At 27.7% G+C, this 26,668-nt stretch carries 21 protein-coding genes and 1 pseudogene; 12 read left to right on the top strand and 10 right to left on the bottom strand.

Going from position 1 to position 26,668, the window contains the following annotated elements:
• Window positions 1-972 (bottom strand): annotated as a pseudogene (locus Q1J76_RS01535) (hypothetical protein); the annotation flags it as partial.
• A 259-nt stretch (window positions 973-1,231) separates the two neighbouring features.
• The gene (gene lon / locus Q1J76_RS01530) at window positions 1,232-3,739 is read right to left on the bottom strand and encodes an endopeptidase La (protein WP_300365744.1); all 2,508 of its coding nucleotides are present in this window, start codon (window positions 3,737-3,739) and stop codon (window positions 1,232-1,234) included.
• A 679-nt stretch (window positions 3,740-4,418) separates the two neighbouring features.
• Here lon and ruvB point away from each other — a divergent pair.
• The 3 genes from ruvB to Q1J76_RS01515 are packed head-to-tail and all read left to right on the top strand — an operon-like array spanning window position 4,419 to window position 8,298.
• Complete coding sequence (ruvB, locus tag Q1J76_RS01525) at window positions 4,419-5,465, top strand: Holliday junction branch migration DNA helicase RuvB (RefSeq protein ID WP_300365741.1); 1,047 nt, start codon at window positions 4,419-4,421, stop codon at window positions 5,463-5,465.
• The gene (locus Q1J76_RS01520) at window positions 5,455-6,645 is read left to right on the top strand and encodes a M23 family metallopeptidase (RefSeq protein ID WP_300365738.1); all 1,191 of its coding nucleotides are present in this window, start codon (window positions 5,455-5,457) and stop codon (window positions 6,643-6,645) included. The genes ruvB and Q1J76_RS01520 overlap by 11 nt, the downstream gene beginning before the upstream one ends.
• 27 nt (window positions 6,646-6,672) lie before the next feature.
• On the top strand, window positions 6,673-8,298 hold the full coding sequence (locus tag Q1J76_RS01515; protein ID WP_367182049.1) for a hypothetical protein: 1,626 nt from the start codon (window positions 6,673-6,675) through the stop codon (window positions 8,296-8,298).
• 85 nt (window positions 8,299-8,383) lie between these two features.
• On the opposite strand, the gene Q1J76_RS01510 is transcribed toward Q1J76_RS01515, so the two are convergent.
• The 6 genes from Q1J76_RS01510 to murA form a co-directional block, all read right to left on the bottom strand.
• Window positions 8,384-9,181, bottom strand: a complete 798-nt coding sequence (locus Q1J76_RS01510) for a flavin reductase (RefSeq protein ID WP_300365730.1) — start codon at window positions 9,179-9,181, stop codon at window positions 8,384-8,386.
• Between the two features lie 186 nt (window positions 9,182-9,367).
• Window positions 9,368-10,741: an alanine/glycine:cation symporter family protein gene (locus tag Q1J76_RS01505; RefSeq protein WP_300365727.1), complete on the bottom strand. Its 1,374-nt coding sequence runs from the start codon at window positions 10,739-10,741 to the stop codon at window positions 9,368-9,370.
• Window positions 10,742-10,757: 16 nt separating this feature from the next.
• On the bottom strand, window positions 10,758-11,861 hold the full coding sequence (gene alr / locus Q1J76_RS01500; protein WP_300365724.1) for an alanine racemase: 1,104 nt from the start codon (window positions 11,859-11,861) through the stop codon (window positions 10,758-10,760).
• A 135-nt stretch (window positions 11,862-11,996) separates the two neighbouring features.
• Window positions 11,997-14,879 (bottom strand): methyl-accepting chemotaxis protein, encoded by a 2,883-nt coding sequence (locus Q1J76_RS01495; protein ID WP_300365721.1) that lies wholly within the window; start codon window positions 14,877-14,879, stop codon window positions 11,997-11,999.
• Window positions 14,880-14,975: 96 nt separating this feature from the next.
• The gene (gene flgF / locus Q1J76_RS01490; protein ID WP_300365718.1) at window positions 14,976-15,824 is read right to left on the bottom strand and encodes a flagellar basal-body rod protein FlgF; all 849 of its coding nucleotides are present in this window, start codon (window positions 15,822-15,824) and stop codon (window positions 14,976-14,978) included.
• 21 nt (window positions 15,825-15,845) lie between these two features.
• Window positions 15,846-17,123 carry a UDP-N-acetylglucosamine 1-carboxyvinyltransferase gene (gene murA / locus Q1J76_RS01485; protein ID WP_300365715.1) on the bottom strand — a complete coding sequence of 426 codons (1,278 nt, stop codon included), beginning with the start codon at window positions 17,121-17,123 and terminating at the stop codon, window positions 15,846-15,848.
• A 292-nt stretch (window positions 17,124-17,415) separates the two neighbouring features.
• On the opposite strand from murA, the gene Q1J76_RS01480 reads away from it, so the two are divergent.
• The 6 genes from Q1J76_RS01480 (at window position 17,416) to kdsB (ending at window position 20,574) form a co-directional block, all read left to right on the top strand.
• Window positions 17,416-17,613 carry a hypothetical protein gene (locus tag Q1J76_RS01480; RefSeq protein WP_300365712.1) on the top strand — a complete coding sequence of 66 codons (198 nt, stop codon included), beginning with the start codon at window positions 17,416-17,418 and terminating at the stop codon, window positions 17,611-17,613.
• Window positions 17,614-17,645: 32 nt separating this feature from the next.
• The gene (locus Q1J76_RS01475) at window positions 17,646-18,086 is read left to right on the top strand and encodes a hypothetical protein (protein WP_300365709.1); all 441 of its coding nucleotides are present in this window, start codon (window positions 17,646-17,648) and stop codon (window positions 18,084-18,086) included.
• A 26-nt stretch (window positions 18,087-18,112) separates the two neighbouring features.
• Window positions 18,113-18,610 carry a hypothetical protein gene (locus Q1J76_RS01470; RefSeq protein ID WP_300365706.1) on the top strand — a complete coding sequence of 166 codons (498 nt, stop codon included), beginning with the start codon at window positions 18,113-18,115 and terminating at the stop codon, window positions 18,608-18,610.
• A 299-nt stretch (window positions 18,611-18,909) separates the two neighbouring features.
• The gene (locus tag Q1J76_RS01465) at window positions 18,910-19,296 is read left to right on the top strand and encodes a hypothetical protein (RefSeq protein ID WP_300365703.1); all 387 of its coding nucleotides are present in this window, start codon (window positions 18,910-18,912) and stop codon (window positions 19,294-19,296) included.
• Between the two features lie 14 nt (window positions 19,297-19,310).
• Window positions 19,311-19,796 (top strand): PTS sugar transporter subunit IIA, encoded by a 486-nt coding sequence (locus Q1J76_RS01460; protein ID WP_300365699.1) that lies wholly within the window; start codon window positions 19,311-19,313, stop codon window positions 19,794-19,796.
• A 25-nt stretch (window positions 19,797-19,821) separates the two neighbouring features.
• Window positions 19,822-20,574, top strand: coding sequence for a 3-deoxy-manno-octulosonate cytidylyltransferase (gene kdsB / locus Q1J76_RS01455; protein WP_300365696.1), 753 nt, complete (start codon window positions 19,822-19,824; stop codon window positions 20,572-20,574).
• 239 nt (window positions 20,575-20,813) lie between these two features.
• Here kdsB and gpmA read toward each other — a convergent pair whose 3' ends face one another.
• Window positions 20,814-21,560 (bottom strand): 2,3-diphosphoglycerate-dependent phosphoglycerate mutase, encoded by a 747-nt coding sequence (gene gpmA / locus Q1J76_RS01450; RefSeq protein ID WP_300365693.1) that lies wholly within the window; start codon window positions 21,558-21,560, stop codon window positions 20,814-20,816.
• 129 nt (window positions 21,561-21,689) lie between these two features.
• On the opposite strand from gpmA, the gene Q1J76_RS01445 reads away from it, so the two are divergent.
• Window positions 21,690-23,267, top strand: a complete 1,578-nt coding sequence (locus Q1J76_RS01445) for a DUF6348 family protein (RefSeq protein ID WP_300365690.1) — start codon at window positions 21,690-21,692, stop codon at window positions 23,265-23,267.
• 246 nt (window positions 23,268-23,513) lie between these two features.
• Here the strand turns inward: Q1J76_RS01445 and Q1J76_RS01440 are convergent, their stop codons facing one another.
• A complete protein-coding gene (locus Q1J76_RS01440; protein WP_300365687.1) occupies window positions 23,514-24,983 on the bottom strand; it encodes a S41 family peptidase in 1,470 nt (489 codons plus the stop codon).
• Window positions 24,984-25,223: 240 nt separating this feature from the next.
• Here Q1J76_RS01440 and Q1J76_RS01435 point away from each other — a divergent pair, with 240 nt between their 5' ends.
• Together Q1J76_RS01435 and Q1J76_RS01430 are read left to right on the top strand one after the other, a co-directional pair.
• Window positions 25,224-25,919: a hypothetical protein gene (locus tag Q1J76_RS01435; protein WP_300365684.1), complete on the top strand. Its 696-nt coding sequence runs from the start codon at window positions 25,224-25,226 to the stop codon at window positions 25,917-25,919.
• 19 nt (window positions 25,920-25,938) lie between these two features.
• A partial coding sequence (locus tag Q1J76_RS01430; RefSeq protein ID WP_300365681.1) for a glycosyltransferase family 2 protein occupies window positions 25,939-26,668 on the top strand: 730 nt, incomplete at its 3' end.

Genomic DNA, 26,668 nt, shown 5'->3' with positions numbered 1-26,668 from the left:
CGAATAGAATGCATAAGGAGAACGTCCTGTAGTTGAAGTAGGAGGATTAGTGTTCGGATTAGGAACAATATTTCCTTTAGGATCACTTTTTACAGGATCATTATTATGATTTCCTTTTAATCTTTTTTCAAACCATTCAAATATAACAACTGTACCGTCACTTTTTACATATCCTACAGGATCATATTCGTAAAAAGGATAATTCTGCCCTTTATCATTTATACCTTCATCTATAGATATCCAATAACCTGTAGGCGAATATTTATCAACTAAATTACTCGGCTTCTGCCAACTTGGAGGATTCGGATAATCACTTTGAGGTCTTCCATAATAGAATAATAATTTTGAATATGTATCTACAGCAATTAAACAGTTTTCCAAAAATTTAGCCATTTCAGGAGTGCCTGTAAAATAGTAAAAATAGAATCTGCTTATCTTATCTTTTCCAGGGTACACATTATGATAATCTCCATCATGTGTAAAAAACCTTGTATTTAATCCTTTATATTTTGTATATGTTACACCTGTTACTTTTGCAACTGGTTTTATGTATACGCCTGTAACTGCTGTAGTATCGCATACTGAACCCTGATCCAAATATGCTTGAGACTGCTCATTAGAAACTACCCAAACATGTCCTGCTATTTCATCACTTTTTGTTAAAAATCTATAACTTGGATAATCATTTTCTAAAAATTTAACTTTTAAAAACCAACTGTCTATATCTGATGCATCAAATCCGCCGTTATTGGGATCATTCCACCACTTGGATGCATACTGAGATGCTGTAAAAGGATCTTCATTTTCACTAGGCTGTATATATATTCCTGAATTACCGCCTGAGCTTCCCGAACTGTTGTTATTCTCTAATTTATTATTAAAAAAATAGTACTTCGGATTAAAATAACTTCCGCATGAATAAATAAATAAAATTGCAATTAAAACTATAAATAATGAATATGTTTTTTTCATGTAAATTCCTAAATAACAATAGACAGATTTATAAATATGTATATTGTTATACTATCATATAGATTTATTTTGAAAATATATTTATTTTCATTAAAATTATAAAAAATATAAAAAAACACATTATATTTATTTGTTACGATACATTTAACACATAATTTAATATTAGGGGCTTGTATATTATATATTAAGTAATATTTAAATGAAATTAATAATAAAAAAGGTGCAGAATAATTAATCCTGCACCTTTTATAATATTTTTTTATTTTTTATTTTTCTTTGAAGATTTAGCTTCTTTTTTGTTTTCAGATTTATTTAACTTATTTAGCTTAAACATAAAATCAAACACCTCTCTAACATCTTTCACAGGATGAAAAGTAATCCCCTTTTTTACATTATCAGGAATCTCATCTAAATCCCTAGTATTTTCAAAAGGTATTATAATATGCTTAATAAATCCAAGTCTTTTTGCCGCTATAGTCTTTTCTTTTAAGCCTCCTATAGGAAGCACTTTTCCATTTAAAGAAAGCTCACCTGTCATAGCAGTATCATTTCTTATCACTTTATTCATAGCAAGAGAAAGCAAAGCAGTAGCCATAGTGATACCTGCAGAAGGTCCATCTTTAGGAGTAGCCCCTTCAGGAATATGTAAGTGAATCATAGCATCATTAAAATATGCATCTTTAACATCATAATCTTTAGCAACGCTTTTTACATAACTATATGCTATCTCCACACTCTCACTCATAACATCACCAAGCTGCCCAGTTACCTGTATATTTCCAGAATCTTTTTTCTCGGATACCTTTATAGATTCTATAGTAAGTGTAGCACCTCCCATAGAAGTCCAAGCTAAACCTATAGAGTTTCCAGCTCTCAAATCCCTCTCTGTAAAATCTTCAGTAAATATAGGCTTTTTCAAATATTTTTCCAAATCCTTTTCATCTATAGTGATATTATATGTTTTCTTATTATTTTCTACTATATCAGCAGCAACTTTTCTGCATATTCTCTCTATTCTCCTCTCGAAATTTCTTACTCCCGCCTCTCTTGCATATCCATCTATTATTTTTGAAATAGCTTTATTGGTGAAATTAATATTTTTTATATTAAGTCCATGAGCTTTAGCCTGTCTTGGTATAATATATTTAGAAGCTATTTTTAATTTCTCCTCTAAAATATATCCAGAAAGCCTTATTACCTCCATTCTATCAAGTAAAGGTCTAGGAATAGTATCTAAAGTATTAGCTGTAGTTATAAAAAGTATATTAGATAAATCAAAAGGCAAATCCAAATAATGATCCCTAAAAGAAGAATTTTGTTCAGGATCCAAAACCTCAAGTAATGCACTTGAAGGATCTCCCTGAAAACTAGTACCCAATTTATCGATCTCATCAAGCATAAGTACAGGATTTTTTACTTTTACTATTTTTAAAGCCTCTATAACCTTTCCAGACATAGCACCTATATATGTTCTTCTATGACCTTTAATTTCTGCCTCATCTCTCATACCACCTAAAGAAAATCTGAAAAAAGGTCTATCTAATGCCTCAGCAATGCTTTTACCTATAGATGTTTTTCCAACCCCCGGGGGACCTACAAAACAAAGTATAGAAGATTTTTTATCAGGATTTAATTTTCTTACCGCTAAAAATTCATATATTCTCTCTTTAACATCTTCAAGACCATAATGATCCCTATCCAATATTTTTTTACTTTTTGATATATCCTCTCTCTCTTTCTTCTCATTATTCCAAGGCAATGCAAATAAAGTATCTAAATAATTTTTTGAAACAGTATATTCAGGAGAATGAGTATCTATAGTAGAAATCTTTTCTATTTCATTTTCCATTCTCTCTCTCACTTCCTCTACTACATCCAATTGTTCAAGAGCTTTCTTATACTTTTCTATATCCTTTTGCTTCGGATCAGTATCATATCCTAATTCTTTTTTTATCTCTTTCAATTGCTCTTTTAAGAAATATTCTCTCTGCTGTTTCTGTACTTTGGAATTAATGCTTCCCTGAATTTTTTGCTGTATTGCGGATATTTCCTTTTCTTTTTGTAAAAGCAAATGTACCTTCTCTAATCTTTCTTGAATATCAAAAGTTTCGAGTATCTCCTGCTGACTTGCTCTTTCTACATTAAGCATAGATGTAACAAAATCTGCCAATTTTCCAGGATCATCAACATTAACCATAGTAAGACGCATCTCTTCTGTGAAAAGAGGATTATTCTCACTCAATGATTTCACCTCGGAAAGTAATGCTCTAATATATGCTTTTATTTCTTTAGCCTCTTTTTCATTACGGAAAGGATCTATATCAGGTATATAAAGAGGTTCAGCCCTTATAACTGTATCTGTAGTTACATACTTCATTACTTTATATCTTCGTATAGAATTTATAAGCAAATTAAGTCCGCCGTCAGGTAAATTTAATTTTTTAAATACTTTAACTACAACACCCACTTTATATATCTCATCAACAGAAGGAGATTTATTTCCGCTATAGGTATCGGCAATATATAAATTAAGTCCCAAAAATCCATCATTTTCTGCTATAGCCTTATTTACAGCATCGGCATGATGAGGGGGTATTGGAAATGGTGCATAAAGTCCAGGAAATAAAGGTTTTCCCATAACTGGTATGATTATTAATCTTGAAGGTAATTTATCTTCTAATATTGAAACTTCGTTATCTTCATTTTTTTTGGATTTATCATCATTATTTTTTTTATTATCTAATTTATCTTTTAATTTTTCACTCATTAAAAACTCCTATTAAATACCATATAGTATTATATGATATAAAAATATATTCATATGTCAAATATAATAATATTAATAAGGATATCATGCAATAATTATACCAATAATATTTGATTTAATGGAAATAAAAAACATAAATACTTAATTAATAATACCAATAAATTGTTATTATCTCTATCAAATAAAGAAAATATATAATTATACTGTTTAATAATAAAACACTAAAAAATAATATTCTGTATTTAATTTATACTAAATATAATAAAACTTATTTTAATTTAAAAAAGTCTATTAATTTATTTAAATTCTGTACCTCTTTCAAAAGCAACTGATAAGAAGAATTAGCCTCTTCCACTAAAAAAGCATTTTGCTGAACAGAAGACTCCATTTCATTTATAGCAACATTAATATGTCCTACACCTCTTTCCTCTTAAAAACTATCATTCTAATTATAAAATATCAACTTTTTAAGTTATGATATAATATGCAATTATATCAAATAATTTTTTATGCCTAAATTACATAAAAATTCCATAATTTTCAAAGTACTTAAACAAAATATAATATAAAATTGATTAAATACAATTAATAATTTTTGAAAATTCATAAAACACTGTATATATATTAAAAGCATATGAAATTTGTTATTTAAATAATTATATTATATAATGGACAAACTATGGATGGAGAAAGTATAACTAATGCTGAAGAAAACTCTTATGATAAACAGGATAATAACAATAATATAAGACCCAAAGGATTTGATGATTTTTTAGGTCAGAATAATATAAAATCAAAATTAAAAGTTTTTATAGATAGTGCTAAAAAAAGAGATGTTTCTTTAGATCATATACTATTTTACGGTCCTCCCGGGCTTGGAAAAACTACATTGGCTCAAATAATAGCTAATGAAATGGGAAGTAATATAAAGGCTACATCCGCACCTATAATAGAGCGTCCTGGTGATTTAGCTTCTATACTTACCACTTTAGGTGAAAAAGATGTGCTATTTATAGATGAGATTCATAGACTCAGAACTGTAGTGGAAGAGGTGCTTTATTCTGCTATGGAGGATTTCTTTGTTGATATAAAGGTAGGAGAAGGAACAAGTGCGAAAAGCTTTAGAGTTAAACTGCCTCGTTTTACTTTAATAGGAGCTACAACAAGAAGTGGTTTGCTTAGTACACCTCTTTATGATAGATTTGGTATAGTTGAAAGACTTGAATTCTATACTAATGAAGATTTAGCCAATATAGTAAAGAGAAGTTCTGAATTTCTAAATATTAATATCACCGATGAAGCAGCCATTTCAATAGCATCAAGATCCAGAGGCACACCTAGAATAGTAAACAGACTTTTGAGAAGAGTTTTTGACTTTGCTACTGTAAAAGATGTTTTAAAAATAGACGAAGAATTTGTATGTGATTCTTTAGAAAAGCTTGGTATAGATAAAAACGGTTTTGAATCTCTCGATAAACTTTATCTAAATACCATTATTAAACATTATAACGGAGGACCTGTAGGAGTAGATACTTTATCGGTGTCTTTATCCGAACAGATAGAAACTATAGAAGATGTGATAGAGCCTTATCTAATACAATCTGGCTTTATAAAAAGAACACCTAAAGGAAGAGTTGCTACGAATAAGGCTTATGGCTATTTAAATCTTTCAGCTAAGTATGACGATAATTATAGTACTGGTGAAAGAGGATTATTTGATTTTTAAGGAGAATACCATTTTAATAACAAACGATACTCAAACAAAAGAAAAAAAATCCAATGCCCAGTTGGATAAGTATTATTTAGAAGAAACATCAAAAGATGTCAAAAATTTAGCTAAAAAATTTGTAGGTAATTTTCAAGATTCTAATAAATCAACAGATAATTCCAATTCCCGTTTCGATATAAGTTATAAAAAAAATGTTAAATTAAAACCTTCTTCAAGATATAAAGCCCCTAGAACAAAGATAAAATTCAATAAAACTAAAAGGGTTTTCAGTAAATTTTATAATGCTACATACGGAATAAGACATTTTTTTAAATCGATAATAGATGCTATAAAAAGAAAAGGAAATCATGAAAAAAGCATACTTATATTCTATGATAATGAAGAACATGGGGTAAGACTTCCTATTAATAATTTCATGATTTTATTTTTATTATTAATATTTTCTGCTTTGATTTATACAGGATATGATGCATATAATAGACAAAAGCAGGCAAGAGAATTTTATAATACTTTATCTACCAGAGAAGCTAAAACTTATACTTTAATAGAAGATTATAAAAAATCTTTAAATAGATTCTCCAAAGCATTGAATGATTATAATAATACTATTAAGTCTATATCCTATGCAATAGATTATAATGATGCAGGAACATTTAATAATAACAATAATTTAAATTATAATGAATCTATAAATATTAATAAAATGTTAAGCGAGCTAGATTCTTATCAGAAAAATGTACTTTCATTTATGGAAGTATCTCCAAAAATACATAAGGAAATACCTTTAGGATGGCCTGTTTCAGGAGGAGGAAGAATATCAAGCGGATTTGGGGCAAGACTTTCTCCATTCAATCAGGAAAAAAGCTATCATTATGGTGTAGATATAGCAGGACCGTATGGAACTCCTATATTAGCTGTTGCTGATGGAGTGGTTACTTTTGCAGGTTGGAGAAATGGATACGGTTGGTTCCTACTTATTAAGCATGCCAATGGATATCAAACTGCATATGGGCATAATTCTAAACTTCTTGTTGAATATGGTCAAAAGGTTAAAAGAGGAGAAAAGATAGCTCTAATAGGCAATACAGGAAGAACTACTGGAATACATTGCCATTTTGAGGTTAGAGTTGGAGGAGATCATAAGAATCCTATGCCTTATTTGAGTGCTAGATTTTAAAATTTATTAATTAAAATCATTATGGCTATAGATGAGTATAATTCTAAAAAGAGATATTTAGGAGAGTTTTATACTCCATTACATTTTGCTAAAAAGTCTATAGAATATATATATAATTTTGTATCAGAAGAAGAATTAAAAAGCGGAAAATATAGAATATGGGATATGTCATCTGGTATAGGAAATTTGGAATATTATATAGATGAGAAATATCATCAGTATATATATATGTCTACAATAGATGAAAAAGATGTAGAATATAGTAAAGATAAATTTAAAAAAGCCTGTATATTTCAATATGATTACCTTAATGATGATATCAATAATAATGATTTTGAATATAAAAAAATACCTCGAAAACTTCAAAATGATCTTAATAATGAAAATTTAAAATGGATAATATTTATTAATCCTCCATACGCTACAAGCCAAGTTGCAGGTACAAATTCAAAAAGTAAAAAAAATGTCAGCATAAGCAAAATAAGAGATATAATGCATAAAGAAAAATTGGGAGATGCTTCCAGAGAATTATATGCTCAATTTATGTTTAGAATACATAAAGAGTTTATGAATATTTCAAATAAAACAGAAGTTTATTTAGCTATATTTTCAAAAACTAATTATATAAAATACAATAATAATGAGAAATTTAGAAATAAAGTATGCAATTATAAATTCATAAACGGTTTTTTATTCTCATCATCTAATTTTGATAACACTTCAAAAACAACATCTTTTCCTGTAAGTTTTATTGTTTGGAAAATAAATGATAATTATAATATAAAAAATCAAAATATAGTGTTAGATGTGTTAGATGATAAAGCTAATATAGTAAATAAAAAAGATTATAATGTTATAGATAGTAATAATCTTTTAAATAAATGGATAAAAAGAGAAAAAACTTCAAAAATATTCGTACCGCTCTCATCTGCAATTAAAGTAAAAACATCAGGCAATGATATAAGAGATAAAGTATGTGAAGGATTTATAGGATCTCTTATGAGTTGCGGAAGTGATTTACAAAAACAAAATCTCACAGCAATATTTTCTGCCCCTCAAGCTTCGGCAGGATCACTTTCAATTACAAGAGAAAATTTTGAAAAGGCTATGATTATACATGCCATTAGAAGAAATGTAAAAGTGGATTGGCTTAATGGAAGCGATCAGTTTTGCATACCAAAAAAAGAATTGGATAAAAAATTTATATTAGACTGTATTGTGTGGACTTTATTTTCTACTTCAAATCAAAGTTCTGCTATGAATAATATATTTTATAAAAATAATTATTATACTATTATCAATCATTTTTATCCCTTTGACTATAATGAAATACATTCTAATTGCAATTCATTTGAATATAATGGAGAAAAAAGATTCTGCTTTGAATATTTGGAGAATAATAAAAAATACATATCAGATGAGGCATTGGAATTGATGGAAAGCAGCAAGAAACTTTATATCTTTTTCTATTCTAATATAGATAAAATCAATAAAGATAAATTTAAAATATCTCTATGGGATAGCGGATTTTGGCAAATAAGAAAATCACTTAAAGATGCAAAATTAACTTCAGATATATTGGGGGAAATTAAAAAAAAGAGAAATTCTCTAAAAATTAATATAATAAAAAATACAGATAATTTTATTTTTTAACAAAGCCTCATCATTATTTAAAAAAAGCAGCGTATATCTCTATACGCTGCCGTAAAATTGGGGTAAAAATTAGTTTGATTTATTATTATGAGATTTTTACAAAATTACTTTTAGGTTCTCCACATACAGGACATACCCAATTGCTAGGTAAATCTTCAAAAGGTATATCACCTTCATATTTATGATCGCAAGTTCTACATTTATAAACAGAAGATGATAGAGATTTATTTGTATCAACTTTCACAAAATTGCTTTTAGGCTCTCCGCATATAGGACATACCCAATCATCAGGTAAATCTTCAAAAGGTATATCGCCTTTATATTCAAAACCGCAAGTCTTACATTTATAAACTGCCCTATTAAAATTGCCCTCAGTATCTTCTTTTTTATAAGCATTAGCAGCATTAGGAGGTGTTGTACCTTTAATTACCTTATGATAATAAGAATAAGTCATAGAATCAGTTTCATTATCGAATATATTGGCATCTATAAGCTCTCCTATAAATATAGTATGTGTATGAACTTCTAAACTATCAATCACTTTACAAATTAAATATGCATTGGCTGCCTTTATTATAGGTAGCCCCTCTTTCATTTCATAATTAACATTTTCAAATTTATTATTATCTCTGGAACTTCTAAAACCAAATCCGCCTATTAAAGTAGAATCACTTTTTTCAGAAAGTATAGATAAAGCAAATTTTCCATATTTTTTTATGCATTCATTAGTATAATTATTTCTATTTACACTAATCATAATAGTTGTAGGTGTTGATGTTATTTGTGTTGAAGTATTAATAGTACATCCTACTGGTTTATCTTTATCCATGCTTGTTAGAATATACATTCCGTACGAAAGTTTGGTTAAAGCGAAAGTATCCATAGCACCACCTTATTAATAATAATTACTAATTATATAATATTTCTATAAAAAATCAATACTAAATAATAATTTTTTATATAAAATAATAAAAAAGCCCCACTTAAAAAAGCAGGGCGATATTTTTTTATAAAAACTTTCTTGATAAAATATATACTTCAATAATAAGAATATCTTATATAAGAATTATTAGTCTTTCATTCTAGTATAATTAGGATCTTTCATATAATCTCTTGTAAGCTGAGCTATTTTCGGAGAAAGTATCAAAAGTCCTATCAAGTTAGGTATAGCCATAAGACCATTTAAAGTATCAGCTATAGCCCATATTAAATCTAACTGACTTACAGCACCAATTATTCCTACAATTAAGAATATTATTCTGTATAGGTAAGAAGCTACTTTATTTCTATTTGTAAGATATCCCAAAGCAACTATACCATAGTGAGACCAACCTACAAAAGTAGAGAAAGCAAATAATACCAAAGATACAGTAAGAATAATAGAACCAACCTGTCCGAAATTAGAACCAAATGAAGCAGATATAAGTTCAGCACCATTCAATTTAGTACCTTGATTAGTTTCTAAGAAGATTATAGCTATAAGACCTGTTAAAGTACATACAAAGAAAGTATCGATAAGAACTTCAAATATACCCCATAATCCCTGTTCTACTGGGTTTTTAGAGTTACTTGCTCCATGTGCCATAGGAGCAGTACCTAAACCTGCTTCGTTAGAAAATACACCTCTAGCAAATCCGAATTTTATTCCCATCATTATAGTGTATCCCATAAATCCTGCACCAACTTGTTTTAATGAAAATGCTTCACTAAATATTCTTTGGAGAGCACCAGGAACTTTATCGAAATTCATAACTAATATAGCTATACCAGAAAGTATATAAATAACACACATAACAGGAACTAATTTCTCAGTAACAGTAGCTATTCTTCTTATACCACCTATAATGATTATAGCAGTCAAAATAACTACTACTATACCTGTAACTATATGTGGTACTCCAAAATTTTGATAAATAACGCCAGCCATAGCATTAGTCTGAGTCATGTTACCAGCACCAAAACAAGCTAAAGCGGCAAAAGCAGCAAATATACTTCCAAGCCAAGGAAGATTAGCACCTTTAGAGATGTAATACATAGGACCGCCATGATTATGTCCTGCACTATCTTTAACCCTGTAATGGACAGCTAAAATAACCTCTGAGTACTTCGTAACCATACCAAAAAACGCAGCAAACCACATCCAGAATAAAGCACCAGGTCCACCTGCTATTATAGCAGTTGTAACACCTGCAATATTACCAGTACCTACTGTACTTGCCAATGCCGTACTCACAGCCTGAAACGGAGTGATGTTATCATCTGCATCTTGTTTTTTTGCTAATGCCCCAAATGTGTACTTAACCCATAAAGGTATTTTTGTGATTTGTAAGAAACCTGTCTGAATACTCAAGTATATACCTGTACCTACAAGTAGGGTGAGCATTATAGGACCCCATACAAAACCATTGATGATACCGTTTATTTTAGCTATCATATCAATCATAATTTTCTCCTTTTTTTTATTTATTAATTTTTTTATTATAGACTCTTTTCACTCTCTCTCCTATATTTACTAATATTTCATGGCTAATGCTGCCTATTCTTTCTGCCATAGTATCAGCATTAAGTTTTTCATCATCTCCAAATATCAATACCTCATCCCCTACTTTTATATTATCATTAAATATTTCAACAACAATAGAATCCATACAAACTTTTCCGCGTAAAGGATAGTATTTTTCGTTAATTTTTACCTCCCAATTATTAGATAATTTTCTAGATATCCCATCAGCATATCCTATAGGTATTACAGCAACTTTAGTATCATTATCAGAAATCCAAGTCATACCATAGGAAATGCTTTCTCCCTTTTTTATATTTCTTACCAAAACCACATGCGATTTTAAATTTAGTATAGGTTTACAAGGACTATCAGCATACCCATATAATATGATGCCAGCCCTAACCATATCAAAATATGTATTTTTATAATAAATTAAAGCAGCCGAATTTGCTGTATGAACATTTTTTATACTAATAGAATTTTTATTCAAAGTATTTAAAACTTCATTGAAGGTATTTATCTGCTTATTGGTAAACTCTTTAGAATAATCATCTTTCATATCAGCAGCAGCATAATGAGTATTAATACCCTCTATATTCAAAGTATCATATGATAAAACTTTTTTTGAAAGAGCAAGAACATCTTCAGGTTTTGCCCCCATTCTATTTAATCCTGTATCTACTTTTATATAAAGATTTAAAGTTCCACCGTTTTTCTTTAAGAATTTATCATAATATTCTAAACATTCATCATTACTTATAATAGGATTTAAATTATATTGACATACTAAATCAGATTCATCTTTGAAATGTTGGAATAAAACCAATATAGGTAATTTTACACCAGCTTCTCTTATTTTAATTCCCTCTTCAACATTCGCCACCCCCAAGGCATCTGCACCAAATTCCTCTGAAGCTTTAGATATTTCAACAATTCCATGACCATAGGCATTAGCTTTTACTATATTAAGTACCTTAACACCATTTGAAATGTATTTTATTATTTCCATATTTCTCTGCAAAGCAGATAAATTAATTTCAGCTATAGTGTAATTCGACATACCTAACCTACTTAATTTCTTACATTTTCAAACATTATTAAAAACAGTACTTACTATTAGTAATAATGTTACAAATATAAAAACGGGATATTATATTTATATAATATCCCTGAAAAAAGTCAAGAATCTATTATGTTACATACTAAACATTTCTGGATTTTTAAAGTCCTCTTTTAGCATATTTAGTACTTCATCATCTTTTTGGAAATCTTCATTTTCTTTTTTGAATTCTTCCTCAAGACTCTTAAGCTCCATATCCATTCTCTTATCTACAGAATAATCATCAATATTATCTGAAGAAAGCTCTGAATTCTTAGATTCTTCTATAACATCTGCATTAGTAATAAATTTGCTCATAAGATCATTGAATTTAACGAATATCTCATTTAATTTACTAGTAGCAGTATAGAACTCTTTATTACCCTCAACTGTTTTTACAGAAAGTTCATTTAAGAAACTCATAGCATGCATTACTTCTTTAGCACCCTCACTATTTGTTTCAATAATATCAGAAACCTCTCTAGTAATCTGGTCAAGCAAAGTAATTTGGCTATCCACCACATCACCGCTGTTCATCTGTTCTTTTACGCTGTCTTTAACCCCAGTTGTAATATTATTCAAGTGTCTTATAGTTTCAAGTATATCTCTTCCTCCAACTTCAAGCTCACTATTAGCGGTATTGATTTCAGAAACAACTCTAGCGGTATTTTTTGACATATCAAGTATATTATCAAGAGATTTACCACTGTTACTTGCAAGCTCCACAGTTTCTTCTATTCTCTTTGTAATAGCTTTAATGATGTTTGTAATAGATTTAGTGTTATCTGCTGTATGCTCTGCCAAAGATCTAATTTCATCAGCAACAACAGAGAAACCTCTTCCCTGCTCACCAGCATGTGCTGCCTCGATAGCTGCGTTCATCGCTAAAAGGTTTGTCTGCTCGGCAATACCTTGAATAACGTTAACTATCTCCTTAATCTGGTCGGAGCTTTCCTCAATACCTCTAACCGCCTCAATAACCTCATCTACTGTATCACCGCCATCATGAGCATCAACAAGTAATTTCTTTGAGAAACTATCCGCTTTATTAACACTCTTAGCAACAGAAGTAATATTGGATATCATCTCCTCGATAGAAGCTGATGTTTGTTCCACAGCTGATGACTGACGCTCCATATTATCATTGATTTTATAAATTGTTTGAAGCAATTCTTCTACAGCTATAGATGCTGATGAGAAAGCATGTCTTTGCTGATCTGTAGAACTTGTAACATTCTGTATAGATGTAATAATATTATTAACACTAGCTACACTTTCAGTTATACTAGAACTTTGATCATTTATTCTATTTGTATTTTCATCAATAACTTTTTCTATTACCTTGATTTCTTCAAATACTTTGTAACTTTCTATCTTTAGATCTCCTATGAGAGTGTCTAAAGTTGATAGAAATAAATTAAAATTATAAATCAAAAGCCCTATTTCATCGTTATTTTTAGAGATAATCCTTTTTCTTAAATCACCACTTCCGCTTAAAAGCATTTTAGTGGACTTATTGGCTTTATTGATAGATGATAATAATATCTTCAAAATTAATAAATAAATACCAAAGAATATTATAAATATTGAAACAAATAAAAATACATAATTAAATATTCTAGAATCTATATTAGAATCTCTTATTATTGAATTAATATCCTTATAAAATAAAGAAATTACTTTCAAATCTTTTATATAGGAAACTACAGCAATAGATCTGTTTCCCTGTATATTCACAGAAGGAAATACATCAAATACTCTATTATTCAATGAATTTTCAAAATCCACCATAGCATTACTTAATTCAGAAGATGATGATAATATTTCAGATGAGCTTTCTGCTATATATCTGCTGTCTGAACCAAGTATAATATCTTTATTTTCAATTCTATAGTATATATACGACCATTTTGAAAGAACATCATTATTTTTAACTATTCTATTAATATCAGATATATCAGCTTCAGATATCAAATATCCTATATTTCTTCCAAACAGTTTCAATGTAGTATATGAAGATACATATATATTATTTCTATCATAAACATTCATACTCAAAACAACAGAATTATTAACTATATCATTTTTCAAGAAATTATGTGCAGTTAATGCATCAGAAGTTCTACTTGTATATCTATTTGTATTTGCATCTCTTGAAACTGTTACAGAAAAAGGAAGATTATTATTTAAATATTCATGATTAATATTGAGCGATAATGTATTATAATTGTTTTTTAAAGTATTATTCATATATGCCAATCTATTCACAAAATCTGATTGAATTTGTTCTCTGTCTATAACATTTTTATTAGAATACATAGTAAGTATTAAATCAGAATAAGCCATCATATCTGCTTTAATATCATTATTAAAAGTTCCTATAGAATCTGATACCTTTAGCATTTCATCTAAAATAATATTGCTTGAATCATTCAAATATATTTTTTCCTCTACAGAAATATAATTTAATAGGAATGCAATTATTATTACAGAGAAAAATAAATATACTATAAATCCTAATTTAGTTATAAGAGGAACATAAAAAGTAACTATATTTTCTTCTAACTCAAAATGATTGGATAGAAGCTTTAATAAAAACATAAATACACATGATATAAGAACTGAATTAATAGTAGCATTAAATAAAGCGAGTACAGTAGTATATAAGAATGTTTTATTTATGATGGAATATATAGCTATTTCTATGATACTTCCTGATAGGGACATTATAAAGAATATAAATATTATCTTACTTGCTAATTTTATATTGAAATTAGAATTCCACATCTTTAAATATTTAAATAAGAATATAAAAGAAACTACAGAAAAGAGCATTTTTACGCCGTATATAGGGGGAGCAGATTTATATATAAAAAATAACGCTGTATTCCAAACAAATATATCTATAAATAAATATATTGGTATTGTTAGAACTTTAAGCCTGCTTGTAACATGTTGTTTTATCTTTTCTGGGGTCATAATATCCTCTATCTTTCAATGTTTAAATATATAATATTACATACTATTATATATTATCGTTCATTTTTTATCAAAATTTATTCTTAAAAAATAAATTTAAACTCGTCCTACTTCATTAACAACTCTGCCTATTAAAGCATCATGAGTAGATATAGTTTTTGAATTTAATTCATAAGAGCGTTGAACTTCAATCATTCTAACCATTTCATTTATAGGATTAACATTACTCATCTCTAAAAATCTGGATAATACTTTAGGTCTGTCAACACCTTTTTGAGCTATAAAAGCAGGTCCGCTTATATCAGTATCTACCCAAAAAGACTCACCTTCTTTCTTTAAATATCTTTCATTATCGAAACGAACTATTTTTAAAGTATCAAGTATCTCTTCATCTTCCCATTCATTATCATTGAATTGTACAAATGCATTTCCATCCTGATATCTCTTATTAATACTCACTCTTCCTTCTTCATCTATATTGAAGTTATTAGTTTTTATCTGAATGTATCCATTCTCTCCCATAACCTTATAACCATGTTTTGTTACAAGATAATGATCTTTATCTATTAAAAAACTTCCGTTTCTTGTATATCTTTCTCCATTAGGAGTTTCTATTGCGAAAAAGCCTTTATCTCCCAAAGCTATATCAAGCTGATTACCTGTTTCTCTCAATGAACCTTGTTCCCATTCTGTGAAAACTTCATTAACTTCAACTCCTGTTCCCATTCTTCCTACATAAGGTCTTATATCAGTAGAACCTAATGGAAATATTACTACTCCATCATCTTCGGTTCTTGCCGCCATCATCTCTGGAAAAGATTTGAAACTCACAGTATCTCTTTTAAATCCAGGCTTATCAACATTTGCTAAATTATTGGCTACAACATCTAATCTAGCCTGTTCAGCCATCATTCCGCTTGCACCTGTATAAACACCTCTTACCATTATTTATATTCCCCCTAATTATTATAAAATATCGTCTTTTTCTCTTACAGTATTTATATTAATACTCTTTAATTTATTCTCTAAATCTTCATAGCCTCTTTCTATATGATAAATTCTATGAACATTTGTTAAGCCTTTTGATACAGCACCAGCAGCAACCAAAGCAGCACCAGCTCTCAAATCGCTTGCCTGAACATCTGCCCCTGATAATTCCTTACCGCCATTTACAACTATATGAGAAGTATTTAATTCAATATCTGCCCCCATACGAATAAGTTCAGGTACATGACTGAATCTGTCTGGATATATACCCTCTACAAGTTCGCTTTTACCATTAATTGTACAAGCTAATGTAGTATAAATAGCCTGCAAATCTGTAGGAAATCCAGGATAAGGTAAAGTTTCTACCTTGAAAGGTTTTAACTCTTTACCAGAAGCATCTATTTCTATAGTATTTTCTGTAATTTTTATATCACATCCTATGTCTGAAAGCAAGTCTAATACATAAGTTAAATGTTTAGGCTCGGCATTCTCTAATTTTAATTTGCCTCTTCCAGAAGCTGCTATTGCTAAAAAAGTACCTGTTTCTATTCTATCAGGTATAACTGTAAATTCAGTACCATGAAGACAATCAACTCCCTCTATAGTAAGAGTATCAGTGCCACCTCCTGTGATTTTCGCCCCCATAGCATTAAGCAAATCAACCAAATTAGTACATTCAGGTTCTTTTGCCGCATTTCTAATAATTGTAGTGCCTTTAGCCAAAGAAGCAGCCATCATCACATTATCAGTACCCAATACTGTAGGTCCGAATTTTCCAGATAAATCCAGAACCGCACCTATTAAATCGCCTTCTACTTTTGCATCAATATATCCAGATGTTATATCTATATTAGCTCCTAATGCCTCCATTCCCTTTAAATGCAAATCTATAGGTCTTGGTCCAAAAGCACAGCCTCCTGGATAGGATACTCTGCAATGTTTGCGTTTAGCAAGTAATGGTCCTAAAACTATAATAGAACCCCTCATTTTCTTTACTAATTTATAAGGAGCCTCCTCGCTTTTACCATTATGAGATATTATAACAGTAGTATTATTCTTAAAATCAACTTTCTTACCCAAAGGTTCTAATATATTTATAAGAACATGCACATCCGCCAAATCAGGCACATTATGAAGTACAACAGGCTCATCTGTTAAAATAGATGCAACAAGTAACGGTAATGATGCATTCTTAGAACCTGATACCTTTAACACTCCTCCGATATTGTTTGAACCTTCTATCACATATTTATACATATATTCTCCGATCTATAAAATAAAAACTCTATTGCTATTATTTTCGGTATAATACGAAAACGCTTGATAAATTTTATTCATATATTATGTAAATAATCATATACATAAAAAAGAAGTTTCTCTTAAAAAATTTTTATTTTCACTACTAAAAAAATGTATTACATGTATTGTATATAACTTTACATTTAATTTACATTAATGTATTTTCTGTAAAATTTATTTATATAACTTTACAGAAAGTTAATAATATGCTATACTTTAAATAGATAGATGAGATAAGGAGATGATAATTATGAAAAAAATAGGAATAACTGCTTTGATAGCTACTTTTATAATGAATGCTAATTTATATTCTTTTGATATAATAGAAGATACTTTTGAATTTATTTTTGATGATTTAGCAAAAATAGTAGGAATAGTGGTAATTATAGGAGTTGCTTTTTTCTTACTAAAGAAAAATTCAAAGAAAGATAGTAATGATAGGGAATAATTATTCAAAAAATTAATGGGAGAAAGTAAAGAATGAAAAAATTAGGATTAATGGCTTCTATTTTTAATTTAACAATATCAGCTAATTTATATTGTTTTGATTTGCTAGATGATTTTGATGATTTCATCGAAGATATGATTAAGCTCATAATGATGATTATCATGATATTAGCTGTAGTATACTTCATAAAAAAAGTTTTTAAAGATGTTCCAAATAATTCTAGAAACATAAAAAGAAGTAGTAGAGATGATGATTATAGAAGGTGTAGAGATGACAGAAGTAATAGAAACAATAGAAGAGAAAGGGTTATAGAAGATAATATACAATATGAATATGATATGAGAGATTATGACAGAAGAGAAAAAAGAATCCCGAATAATAATAATATAGAATCAATAGAAAATGATTTAAGATATGAAAAAGTTTATGAATTGAAACCTGAATATAAATTGAAAGATAATAAAAAAGGATAGTGGAAATTTAATTTAGGGGTATTTTTATGAAAAATAATATAATGTCAGTAATTAAATCAAAAAAATTCATGATAATTTCTGCTATAATAGTTTTATTTGCTTTTGTTATATCTGCTGTAAAATTTTTAGGTTTGCAATACTATATATTCTATATAATGCATGATTTTGATGATATAATTGAAATACTATTAAAGATATCGGTTTTAGTAGCAATGATAATATTCGCTATTGCTCTAATCAAAAAAATAGATTCAAAAGAAGCAAAAAAATCAAATGAAAACAGTGAAGAGATAAATAAAAAAGAAATTACAGTTATTAAAAATAAAAAGAATAATATTATTATTATTTCTATAATAGCAATAGTATTAATATCAATGATTGTATTATTTTCAAGATTCTTTGGAATGCATTATATAATTTATAATTTAGATGATATTATAGATGGGATTTTCCAATTAGTGATTGCTACTGCTATAATAGTATTTGGTGCTGTATTTGCAAAAAAGATTTTAGAAAAAATATAAGATTGAAAGTTAATTGAATATAGCTTAAAATTTTAATCAAGCTAGGGCGGGAATGCCTTTACAAATTAAACATTAAAAAATAATAAAATTAAAATTGCAAATAAAAGTAAAAAATATAAAAGGGCGGGGAATTAGAACAAAATTTAAAACTTATATAAAACAAATTATTAAAGTTATTCTCAAACATAAAATATCATTATAAATCTGCTCTCTTTTAATGCAAAATAAAAATTATTTTATATTGCATTAAGTTGACATATTACAAAAAAAATGTAATATTATTAGTAAGGATTTATATTATGCCAAAATATCTTTTACCTCAAGAAGAACTTTCAAGGGCATCTGATTGGATAAGCAATTTTTTGATGCGTGAAGGCTATCATGCCGATTATACTATAGAAAGTTTATTTGAAGTAGATAAATTTTTTAAAGAAAAATTATATCTAGTTTTAGAAAGCGATAATAATAGAAATTTTATATTTTCTATAAGTGCCTATATAGGAGAAGTGATAAGAAAAAAGTTTAAAGGCAATTGGGAATTAAGCAGGGATATAGATTTAGATGATGAAACTATAGGAATAGCTTTTAAAAATCATAAAACTATATATCCTCTTAATATTACATTAGAGCTTATACAAAAAAAATATACAATGAAAGAATATTTAAAAGAAAATTTTGACATTTAGGGAAGCGGAATTTTATGATCTCAATTAATGAAGTTGAAAAATATATCAATAATTCTTATGTTATTTTAGATTTAAAAGCGGAAAATAAAGAAGAGGCTATTAGTGAAATGTTGATATATTCAGAGTCAAACGGACTTAGAATAAATATATCACAAATAATGGAATCTATGTATAAAAAAGAAGATATAATAAGTAGTGGCTTGGGCTATGGGGTAGCTTTTCCTCATGTTAGAACCAATCAAGTTGAAGATAATGATATAATATTTGCTATATCAAAAAAAGGATTAAACTATTCAGCACTTGATAAAAAGCCTGTTCATTTACTCACTATGTTTTTAACTAATAAAAAGAGCAATGAAAAATATTTGGGACTTTTATCACTTTTTACAAAGATATCAAGAATGAGTATGTATCCTGTTGTATTAATAGAATCAAAAACTGTAGAAGAGTTTAAATCCAAACTTAAAAATATATCCAGAGAAATGCTTGGATCAAAATAATTAAGAAAATAATAGGAGATATAAAATGCCTAGAATCACAGCGATAATACCTGCTAGATACGACTCTTCAAGATTTCCTAAAAAATTAACTTATGAATTATTAGGAAAGCCTATAATAATAGCGGTATATGATAATGTTAAAGCTGTAAAAAAAATAGATGAATGTATTATAGCAACTGATTCTAAAGAGATAATGGATATATGTGAAAAAAATAATGCTAAGGCTGTAATGACTTCAAGCGAACATACTTCTGGTACTTCTAGGATAATTGAAGTGACTAAAAAAATAGATAGTGATATTATCATTAATGTGCAGGGAGATGAGCCTTTAATAGATGAATCGATTCTTAATCCTGTTATAAATGCTTTTGATGATAAAAATGTTGATATTGCAACTTTAAAAACTAAAATAGATGATGAAAGTTTTTTAATAAAAGATGAAAATGCTGTTAAAGTTGTTACGGATATAAATGATTATGCTATGTATTTTTCTAGAGCGGCAATACCTCATAAAAGATTCGATCAGAATATCAAAGCACAATATTACAAACATATTGGGGTTTATGCCTTTAGAAGAGATATTTTATTAAAAATAGAAAAACTTGAAGAATGCCATTATGAAAATGTTGAGAAGTTGGAGCAATTAAGATGGCTTTATAATGGTATGAAAATAAAAGTTGTAGAAACTCAAAAATTTATTCATGGTATAGATACGAGAGAAGATTTGGAATTCGTTCAGGATTATTTAAGAAATTACTGTGAAAAAGAAATTAAATAATTAATATTAAATTAATAAAAATCTATATTTTAAATTGCACTTTATATTTATTTGATTATAAATATTTTTTATAATTGCTACTTTAAGTTTATTCTTGTTTACAGATTTTGATAAGATTTTATCTATTATATTTTTAGTTTTTTATGCAAAAAGAATAATTAAAACAAAAATATAAAAAGGAAGTCTTAAATGACTCCCTTTTTTATTACAAAATCAAATAATAAAAAATATATTTATTATTATTTTTTCTTACCTTGATTAGCTACTGCTTCCATAGCTTTTTTAACAGCTTCAGGATCTCCTAAATACTGTTTATTAACAGCTTTGAAATTATCATCAAGCTCATAAACCAAAGGCATTCCTGTAGGTATATTAAGTTCGGTAATATCAGCATCAGAAATATTATCTAAATATTTAACCAAAGCTCTTAAACTATTTCCATGTGCAGCGATAATAATTTTTTCACCTGCTTTAATATCTGGAAGTATAACATTCTCCCAGAAAGGAACTACTCTTGCAACTGTATCTTTAAGACATTCAGTAAGAGGAAGTTCTTTTTCTGATAAATTTTTATAACGAGGATCATGACCTGGATATCTCTCATCAGATTTTTCTAATACTGGAGGAGGAGTATCATAGCTTCTTCTCCAAACCTTTACTTGATCTTCTCCATATTTTTCAGCTGTTTGAGATTTATTTAGCCCCTGTAAAGCTCCATAATGTCTTTCATTTAATTGCCAGCATTTGTCTACAGGTATCCATAAAAGTCCCATTTCTTCTAATACCAAATTTAAAGTTTTGATAGCTCTTGTTAAAGTAGAAGTGTATGCTTTATCAAAAGTGAATCCTGCTTTTTTAAGTTCTACTCCACCTGCTTTTGCTTCTTCTATACCTTTTTCTGATAATGTAACATCTGCCCAGCCTGTAAAGAGATTCTCTTTATTCCAAACACTCTCACCATGACGAATTAAAACAACCTTTGTCATTTTTTAACTCCTTATAAATAAGTTAAGTCTATTATATACTAAAATAATAAAAAAGTTAAACAAAAAATATATTGTTTTATTATTATTAAATATATAATATTCTAAAAATAAAAAATAAGGATATGAAATATGAATAATAATGAAGAATATGAAAAATTGAACTTGGAAATTGACAGACTATACAATGAAGGAAATCATAAAGATATTATTAAATTAATACTTTCATATCCTAGAGAAGAATTAAATGATGATATTATAGGGCAGCTTGCTGTAGCTTATAATAATACATGGGAATTTGATTTAGCAATAGAAATTCTTAATTCTTTATCTGAAGAAACTAGAAATCATCATACTTGGTTTTATAAAATATCATATGCATATTTAGGAAAATCTGATATAACAAATGCATCTCAAAATATAGAAAAGGCATTATATATATTAGAAAGCAATAAAGAAATAATAAGCGATGAAGAATACAATTATTTTAGTAATTTATATAATGACTTTAAAAAAGAGATAAATAGCGGTACTTTCCGTTATGAGGCTAATTCTGTTGATACTAGTGAAGCAGATGCTATTATAAAGGACATATCATCTATTTTAGCAAAAGATATAGATAATGAAATAGTAGAGGGAAGCATAGTTATAAAAAAATGGAATATATTTATAAATGCTTATCCAGACAATATAACTGATCAAAGTGCTGTTATAAACTACTATATATCAAGCCCTGATTGGGATAGAGATATTTTTGAATGCTGTGCTAGTGCTGGTAAAGATGCCAATACTTCTGTAGGGCTTTCAAATGGAAGTTTTATATTTGGAATTATGACTGGTATAAAAGCTATGTATGAAAACAATGCAATAGATGAAGCAGAAACTGAATTTGCAGGTAAAAAACATAAATGGAAAGTTTATACAAGCAATTTAGTGAATATGGGTACTGATAACGGCAAACCTAAAAATGTAAATATTTATTGGGATATGTTTAAAGATGATATATTAAAAAGAATAGGTAATCAAAAAATTTGCTACATTAAAATATACGGTGCTAAGGCTGCCGATGATTATTCTATAGGTGAGCTTAGAATAAATGATATAAATATACCTGAACTTTCAAATAAGATGAATGAATATGTTAAAACTTGGAATGATACAAATTTCTCAGCTGATAAGCAATTTTTCTTTTTAGTTCAGGACGATGAAACTTATACTCCTTATCCGCATAGCAATGAGGATATTGTAAATTATATTCAGCAATATTCAAATATAGTTTTAAATACAAAAGAAACTGAAGATTCTTATGAAAAACTTGAGGATATGGCTTATAATGTGGTAAAAGACAGTAGTTTAGCTGTTGATTTATTTTTATTTCTTCCAGAGATATGTGCTGATAATGCTTTTTTTGAAGAGCTTCATTCATCTGAAAAAATTAATTTAAATTTTAAATCTTCTAATAAAAACTGTATTTTATATAAAACTCAGCTTCATACTTATTATTTAATAAGCAATTATATATTTGAGCTTTTTAGAGAAAATGCTTTTAACGGTAGAGAAAATGAATTGTATGCTAAGTTTGTAAATATGAGTGCTTTATACAGCATATATGTACAAATAAAAGAGGACTATGAAAAGAAAAATAAAAAGCTTGAAAATTTAGAAGTTAATTTAAGTTTCAATATGGATAATAATTATATCATAAGATAATCTATTGTAAGAAAAATATATAATATAATAAAATTTCAATTGCATTTATATTTTTAATTTCATTCTGCATGTGCTTTATACATTATAAATTTAAAAAAGCTTGGGTGGGAAACTAATAAATGTTATTTTATAATAAAGAAATTGGAAGTTAAAATTTATAATAAAGTAATAAATCTATAGGGTGGGGAATTAAAAAAGGTGATAATATAAAAATACTATCACCTTAATAAAATTAAAATATATTAATTAATTTTCTTCTTTTTCATTAGACCAATTTTCTCTAGGCTCTTCTTTATCTTGAGGCGGAACCTTTCCAGTTTGTAAATATTCAATAGCAGATTTCAATTGCTTATCATATTTAAGATCATATATCTCTTTATAACTATCCAAATTTCTCTCATTGTATATTAAACGCTCAAGTAAATAATCACTAGGCATAATATTCTGATTCTTAAGCTCTTCTTTGAATGCAGGTAAAGCAGTTGCATCAGAATTTTCATTAGGATATTTTTTAGTATAAGCAGATATTTGTCCGCCTTTTCTAAGCTCAGTTAAAGCAGTTATATCAGTGCTTGTAAGTTTAGGCTCTACAACAACGAAATCAGGAGTTAAACCTTTACCATGAAGTCTTCTTCCATTTGGAGTATAATAATGAGCTACGGTGAATTTGAAAGATGTATTATCTCTTGTATCCAATGGAAGGACATATTGTACACTAAACTTTCCAAATGTGGTTTCACCTAAAAGGTTAGCTCTTCCGCTGTCTTGTAAAGCACCTGAAAGTATTTCAGAAGCAGAAGCACTATATTGATTAACTAAAACAAGCATATCGCCTTCTAACCATTCATCTCCTTTTTTAGAAGCATAATAATCCTGATTTTCATTCTTACTTCTTCCTCTAGTATAAACTATTTTTCCTTCAGTTAGGAATTCATCTACTATATTTATAGCAGTATCAAGTCTTCCGCCCGGATTATTTCTCAAATCAAGAATAAGTTTTTTCATACCCTGCTTTTTAAGCTCTATTAAAGAGTTTTCTAAATCTTTAGCAGTGTCATCACCGAAAGTAGTTATTCTGATATATCCTATATTATTATCAACCATTTTATATTTAACGCTTTTTATTTCTATTATTGCTCTTGTAAGAGGATATTTAATAGGTTCAGCTACTCCATCTCTTAATATAGTTAAAGTTACTTTGCTTCCCTCTTTACCTCTCATTATATTAGCAGCATTATCAACCGACATATCTTTTGTGCTTTTGCCGTCTATTTCTATAATGAAATCTCCTGATAATATTCCAGCCTTTTCACCAGGACCATCCTCTATAGGAGAAACAACCATTAATCCTTTATCAGCATTTTTAGATATTGAAAGTCCTACACCGCCATATCTTCCAGACATTTCTGTATTTAAAGTTGTATTTAATTCCTCATCAAGTAAGAATGTAAAAGGGTCATCGGTTGCTTCAAGCATTCCCTTTATTGCACCATACATAAGTTTTTTTGTTGTTACATTATTAGTATCAACAAAATTCTGCTGTAAAGTTGCAAATACCTTCTGAAATAATCTGCTATAGTAGTAAAAATCATTATCAGATTGTGCTTTTCCCTGCTGGGCTATTGCTAGAGAAGGGCTTTTAAAATTGAAAAAAGAAATTGCTACTACAAAAATTAAAAGAAATATCCATAAAAGTCTTTCTTTGTTTTTCATCATATTTTAAGTCCTTATTAAAAAATATATATGTATAAAAATATATACATGTGAAAAATTTTATACTTTAATATAAGTAAATTATAACATAAATAGTAAAAAATTTATATATAAACTTTAAAAAACATTATGATAACTTAATTTGCTGTTAATATTTTTTTATTTTGCTATTTAACTTTACTTTTAAAATTCTTTTTATATAATTAAAATAAATAAAATTCATATATGCATTTCGGATATATTATGAAATATACTAAAAACTTCCTATTATTTTTCATTTTGTTTTTATTATTATCATGCATTAATATACCAACAGGCTCAAGAAATGCATTACAGCTAAAAGAAAGGGCAGGAAGATATTCATTGAATGTTAATTTTACAAAAGATATAAAACTTGATTTTGTACTTTTTGAAACAGGCAATATTACTTTCATAGGAAAAAAAGGAAATACAGCTAATAACTTGGGAACATATTTTTTGGGAAATCCTCAAAGCACTAATAAAAATTTTTCTTTTGATATAAAGGAAACTATAAATGGTATTTCTCCTGATACTTATTTTATAGATTTTTTATACAGTAAATTAAGATATTCTAATAAAGAAGTTAATTTTAATCCAAAAACTGACAGCACTAATATAAAGTTTAATGAAAGATTGGGAATATATTATAATAAAAATAAAGATAGTAAAATAACAGTATATAACAATAAAATAGAATGGAGTTATTTTGCAGATGCTTATATAGATATAGAAAATCCCTACACTAAAGAGATAATATTTACAAAAACAGTTAATTTCCAAAATACCAATAGTGAAAATCATAGCTTTACTATAACATTTACTTTCACAGATACTTCTGTTAAGTTAAAATTTAATATAACAGATCCTGCTTACTCTCAATATAACAAAGAAGAAGAATATAGAATAATTTGGGAATAAAATTTAAAAGGTTTATTTTATGATTAAAGTATCAGTAGTTTTACCAATATACAATGTAGAAAAGTATCTAGCTAAATGTTTGGATAGTGTTATAAATCAAACATTAAAAGAGATAGAAATAATTTGTGTTAATGATTGTTCTACGGATAGTTCGGAAAATATAATTAAAGAATATATAAAAAAAGATAATAGGATAAAACTTATTAATCATAATGAAAATCAAGGTTTAGGATTTGCAAGAAATAGTGGATTTAATAATAGTAATTCAGATTATATTGTATTTATAGATTCTGATGATTTTATTTCTTATGATTATGTAGAGAATTTATATGATACTGCTATAAAATATGATGCGGATATTGTATTTACTAACAATATATATACAGTTAATGAGGCTAAAGGTTATATAAAGCCGTATTATCATAACAGATTAGAAAAATGGAAAAAAGATTTAAAAGATAAATGTTTTGAAGGAATAAGTAGCTTCAATGTAAATACCTCTGAAAAAGAAAATACTCCAGAATATCCTCTCGTTGTTGCTTGGAATAAATTATACAAAAAAGACTTTCTCAAAGAAAAAAAACTTTTATACTCTAAAGTAAAACTTGCTGAAGATGTAGATATGTTTTATAGAATTTTGGCTAATGATCCCAAAATGTATTATAATAACAATTCTAAATATTATTATTTACAAAGAAGCACATCTCTTGCAGGAAGTGTTCATACTGCTAAAAAAATTCCAATTGCAA

Source organism: Brachyspira sp., from assembly GCF_029258575.1.
Classification (GTDB): Bacteria; Spirochaetota; Brachyspiria; order Brachyspirales; family Brachyspiraceae; genus Brachyspira.
Note: the sequence above shows the minus strand (reverse complement) of the source record. Positions and strands in the feature narration are given on the sequence as shown.

Coding starts and splice junctions, on each gene's coding strand:
- Q1J76_RS01480 (WP_300365712.1), top strand. CDS start 17,416: ATGAAAAAAATAGGAATAACTGCTTTGATAGCTACTTTTATAATGAAT.
- Q1J76_RS01495 (WP_300365721.1), bottom strand. CDS start 14,879: ATGACCCCAGAAAAGATAAAACAACATGTTACAAGCAGGCTTAAAGTT.
- Q1J76_RS01470 (WP_300365706.1), top strand. CDS start 18,113: ATGAAAAATAATATAATGTCAGTAATTAAATCAAAAAAATTCATGATA.
- flgF (WP_300365718.1), bottom strand. CDS start 15,824: ATGGTAAGAGGTGTTTATACAGGTGCAAGCGGAATGATGGCTGAACAG.
- gpmA (WP_300365693.1), bottom strand. CDS start 21,560: ATGACAAAGGTTGTTTTAATTCGTCATGGTGAGAGTGTTTGGAATAAA.
- ruvB (WP_300365741.1), top strand. CDS start 4,419: ATGGATGGAGAAAGTATAACTAATGCTGAAGAAAACTCTTATGATAAA.
- Q1J76_RS01510 (WP_300365730.1), bottom strand. CDS start 9,181: ATGGATACTTTCGCTTTAACCAAACTTTCGTACGGAATGTATATTCTA.
- Q1J76_RS01465 (WP_300365703.1), top strand. CDS start 18,910: ATGCCAAAATATCTTTTACCTCAAGAAGAACTTTCAAGGGCATCTGAT.
- Q1J76_RS01440 (WP_300365687.1), bottom strand. CDS start 24,983: ATGATGAAAAACAAAGAAAGACTTTTATGGATATTTCTTTTAATTTTT.
- kdsB (WP_300365696.1), top strand. CDS start 19,822: ATGCCTAGAATCACAGCGATAATACCTGCTAGATACGACTCTTCAAGA.
- Q1J76_RS01505 (WP_300365727.1), bottom strand. CDS start 10,741: ATGATTGATATGATAGCTAAAATAAACGGTATCATCAATGGTTTTGTA.
- Q1J76_RS01445 (WP_300365690.1), top strand. CDS start 21,690: ATGAATAATAATGAAGAATATGAAAAATTGAACTTGGAAATTGACAGA.
- lon (WP_300365744.1), bottom strand. CDS start 3,739: ATGAGTGAAAAATTAAAAGATAAATTAGATAATAAAAAAAATAATGAT.
- Q1J76_RS01435 (WP_300365684.1), top strand. CDS start 25,224: ATGAAATATACTAAAAACTTCCTATTATTTTTCATTTTGTTTTTATTA.
- murA (WP_300365715.1), bottom strand. CDS start 17,123: ATGTATAAATATGTGATAGAAGGTTCAAACAATATCGGAGGAGTGTTA.
- Q1J76_RS01460 (WP_300365699.1), top strand. CDS start 19,311: ATGATCTCAATTAATGAAGTTGAAAAATATATCAATAATTCTTATGTT.
- alr (WP_300365724.1), bottom strand. CDS start 11,861: ATGTCGAATTACACTATAGCTGAAATTAATTTATCTGCTTTGCAGAGA.
- Q1J76_RS01475 (WP_300365709.1), top strand. CDS start 17,646: ATGAAAAAATTAGGATTAATGGCTTCTATTTTTAATTTAACAATATCA.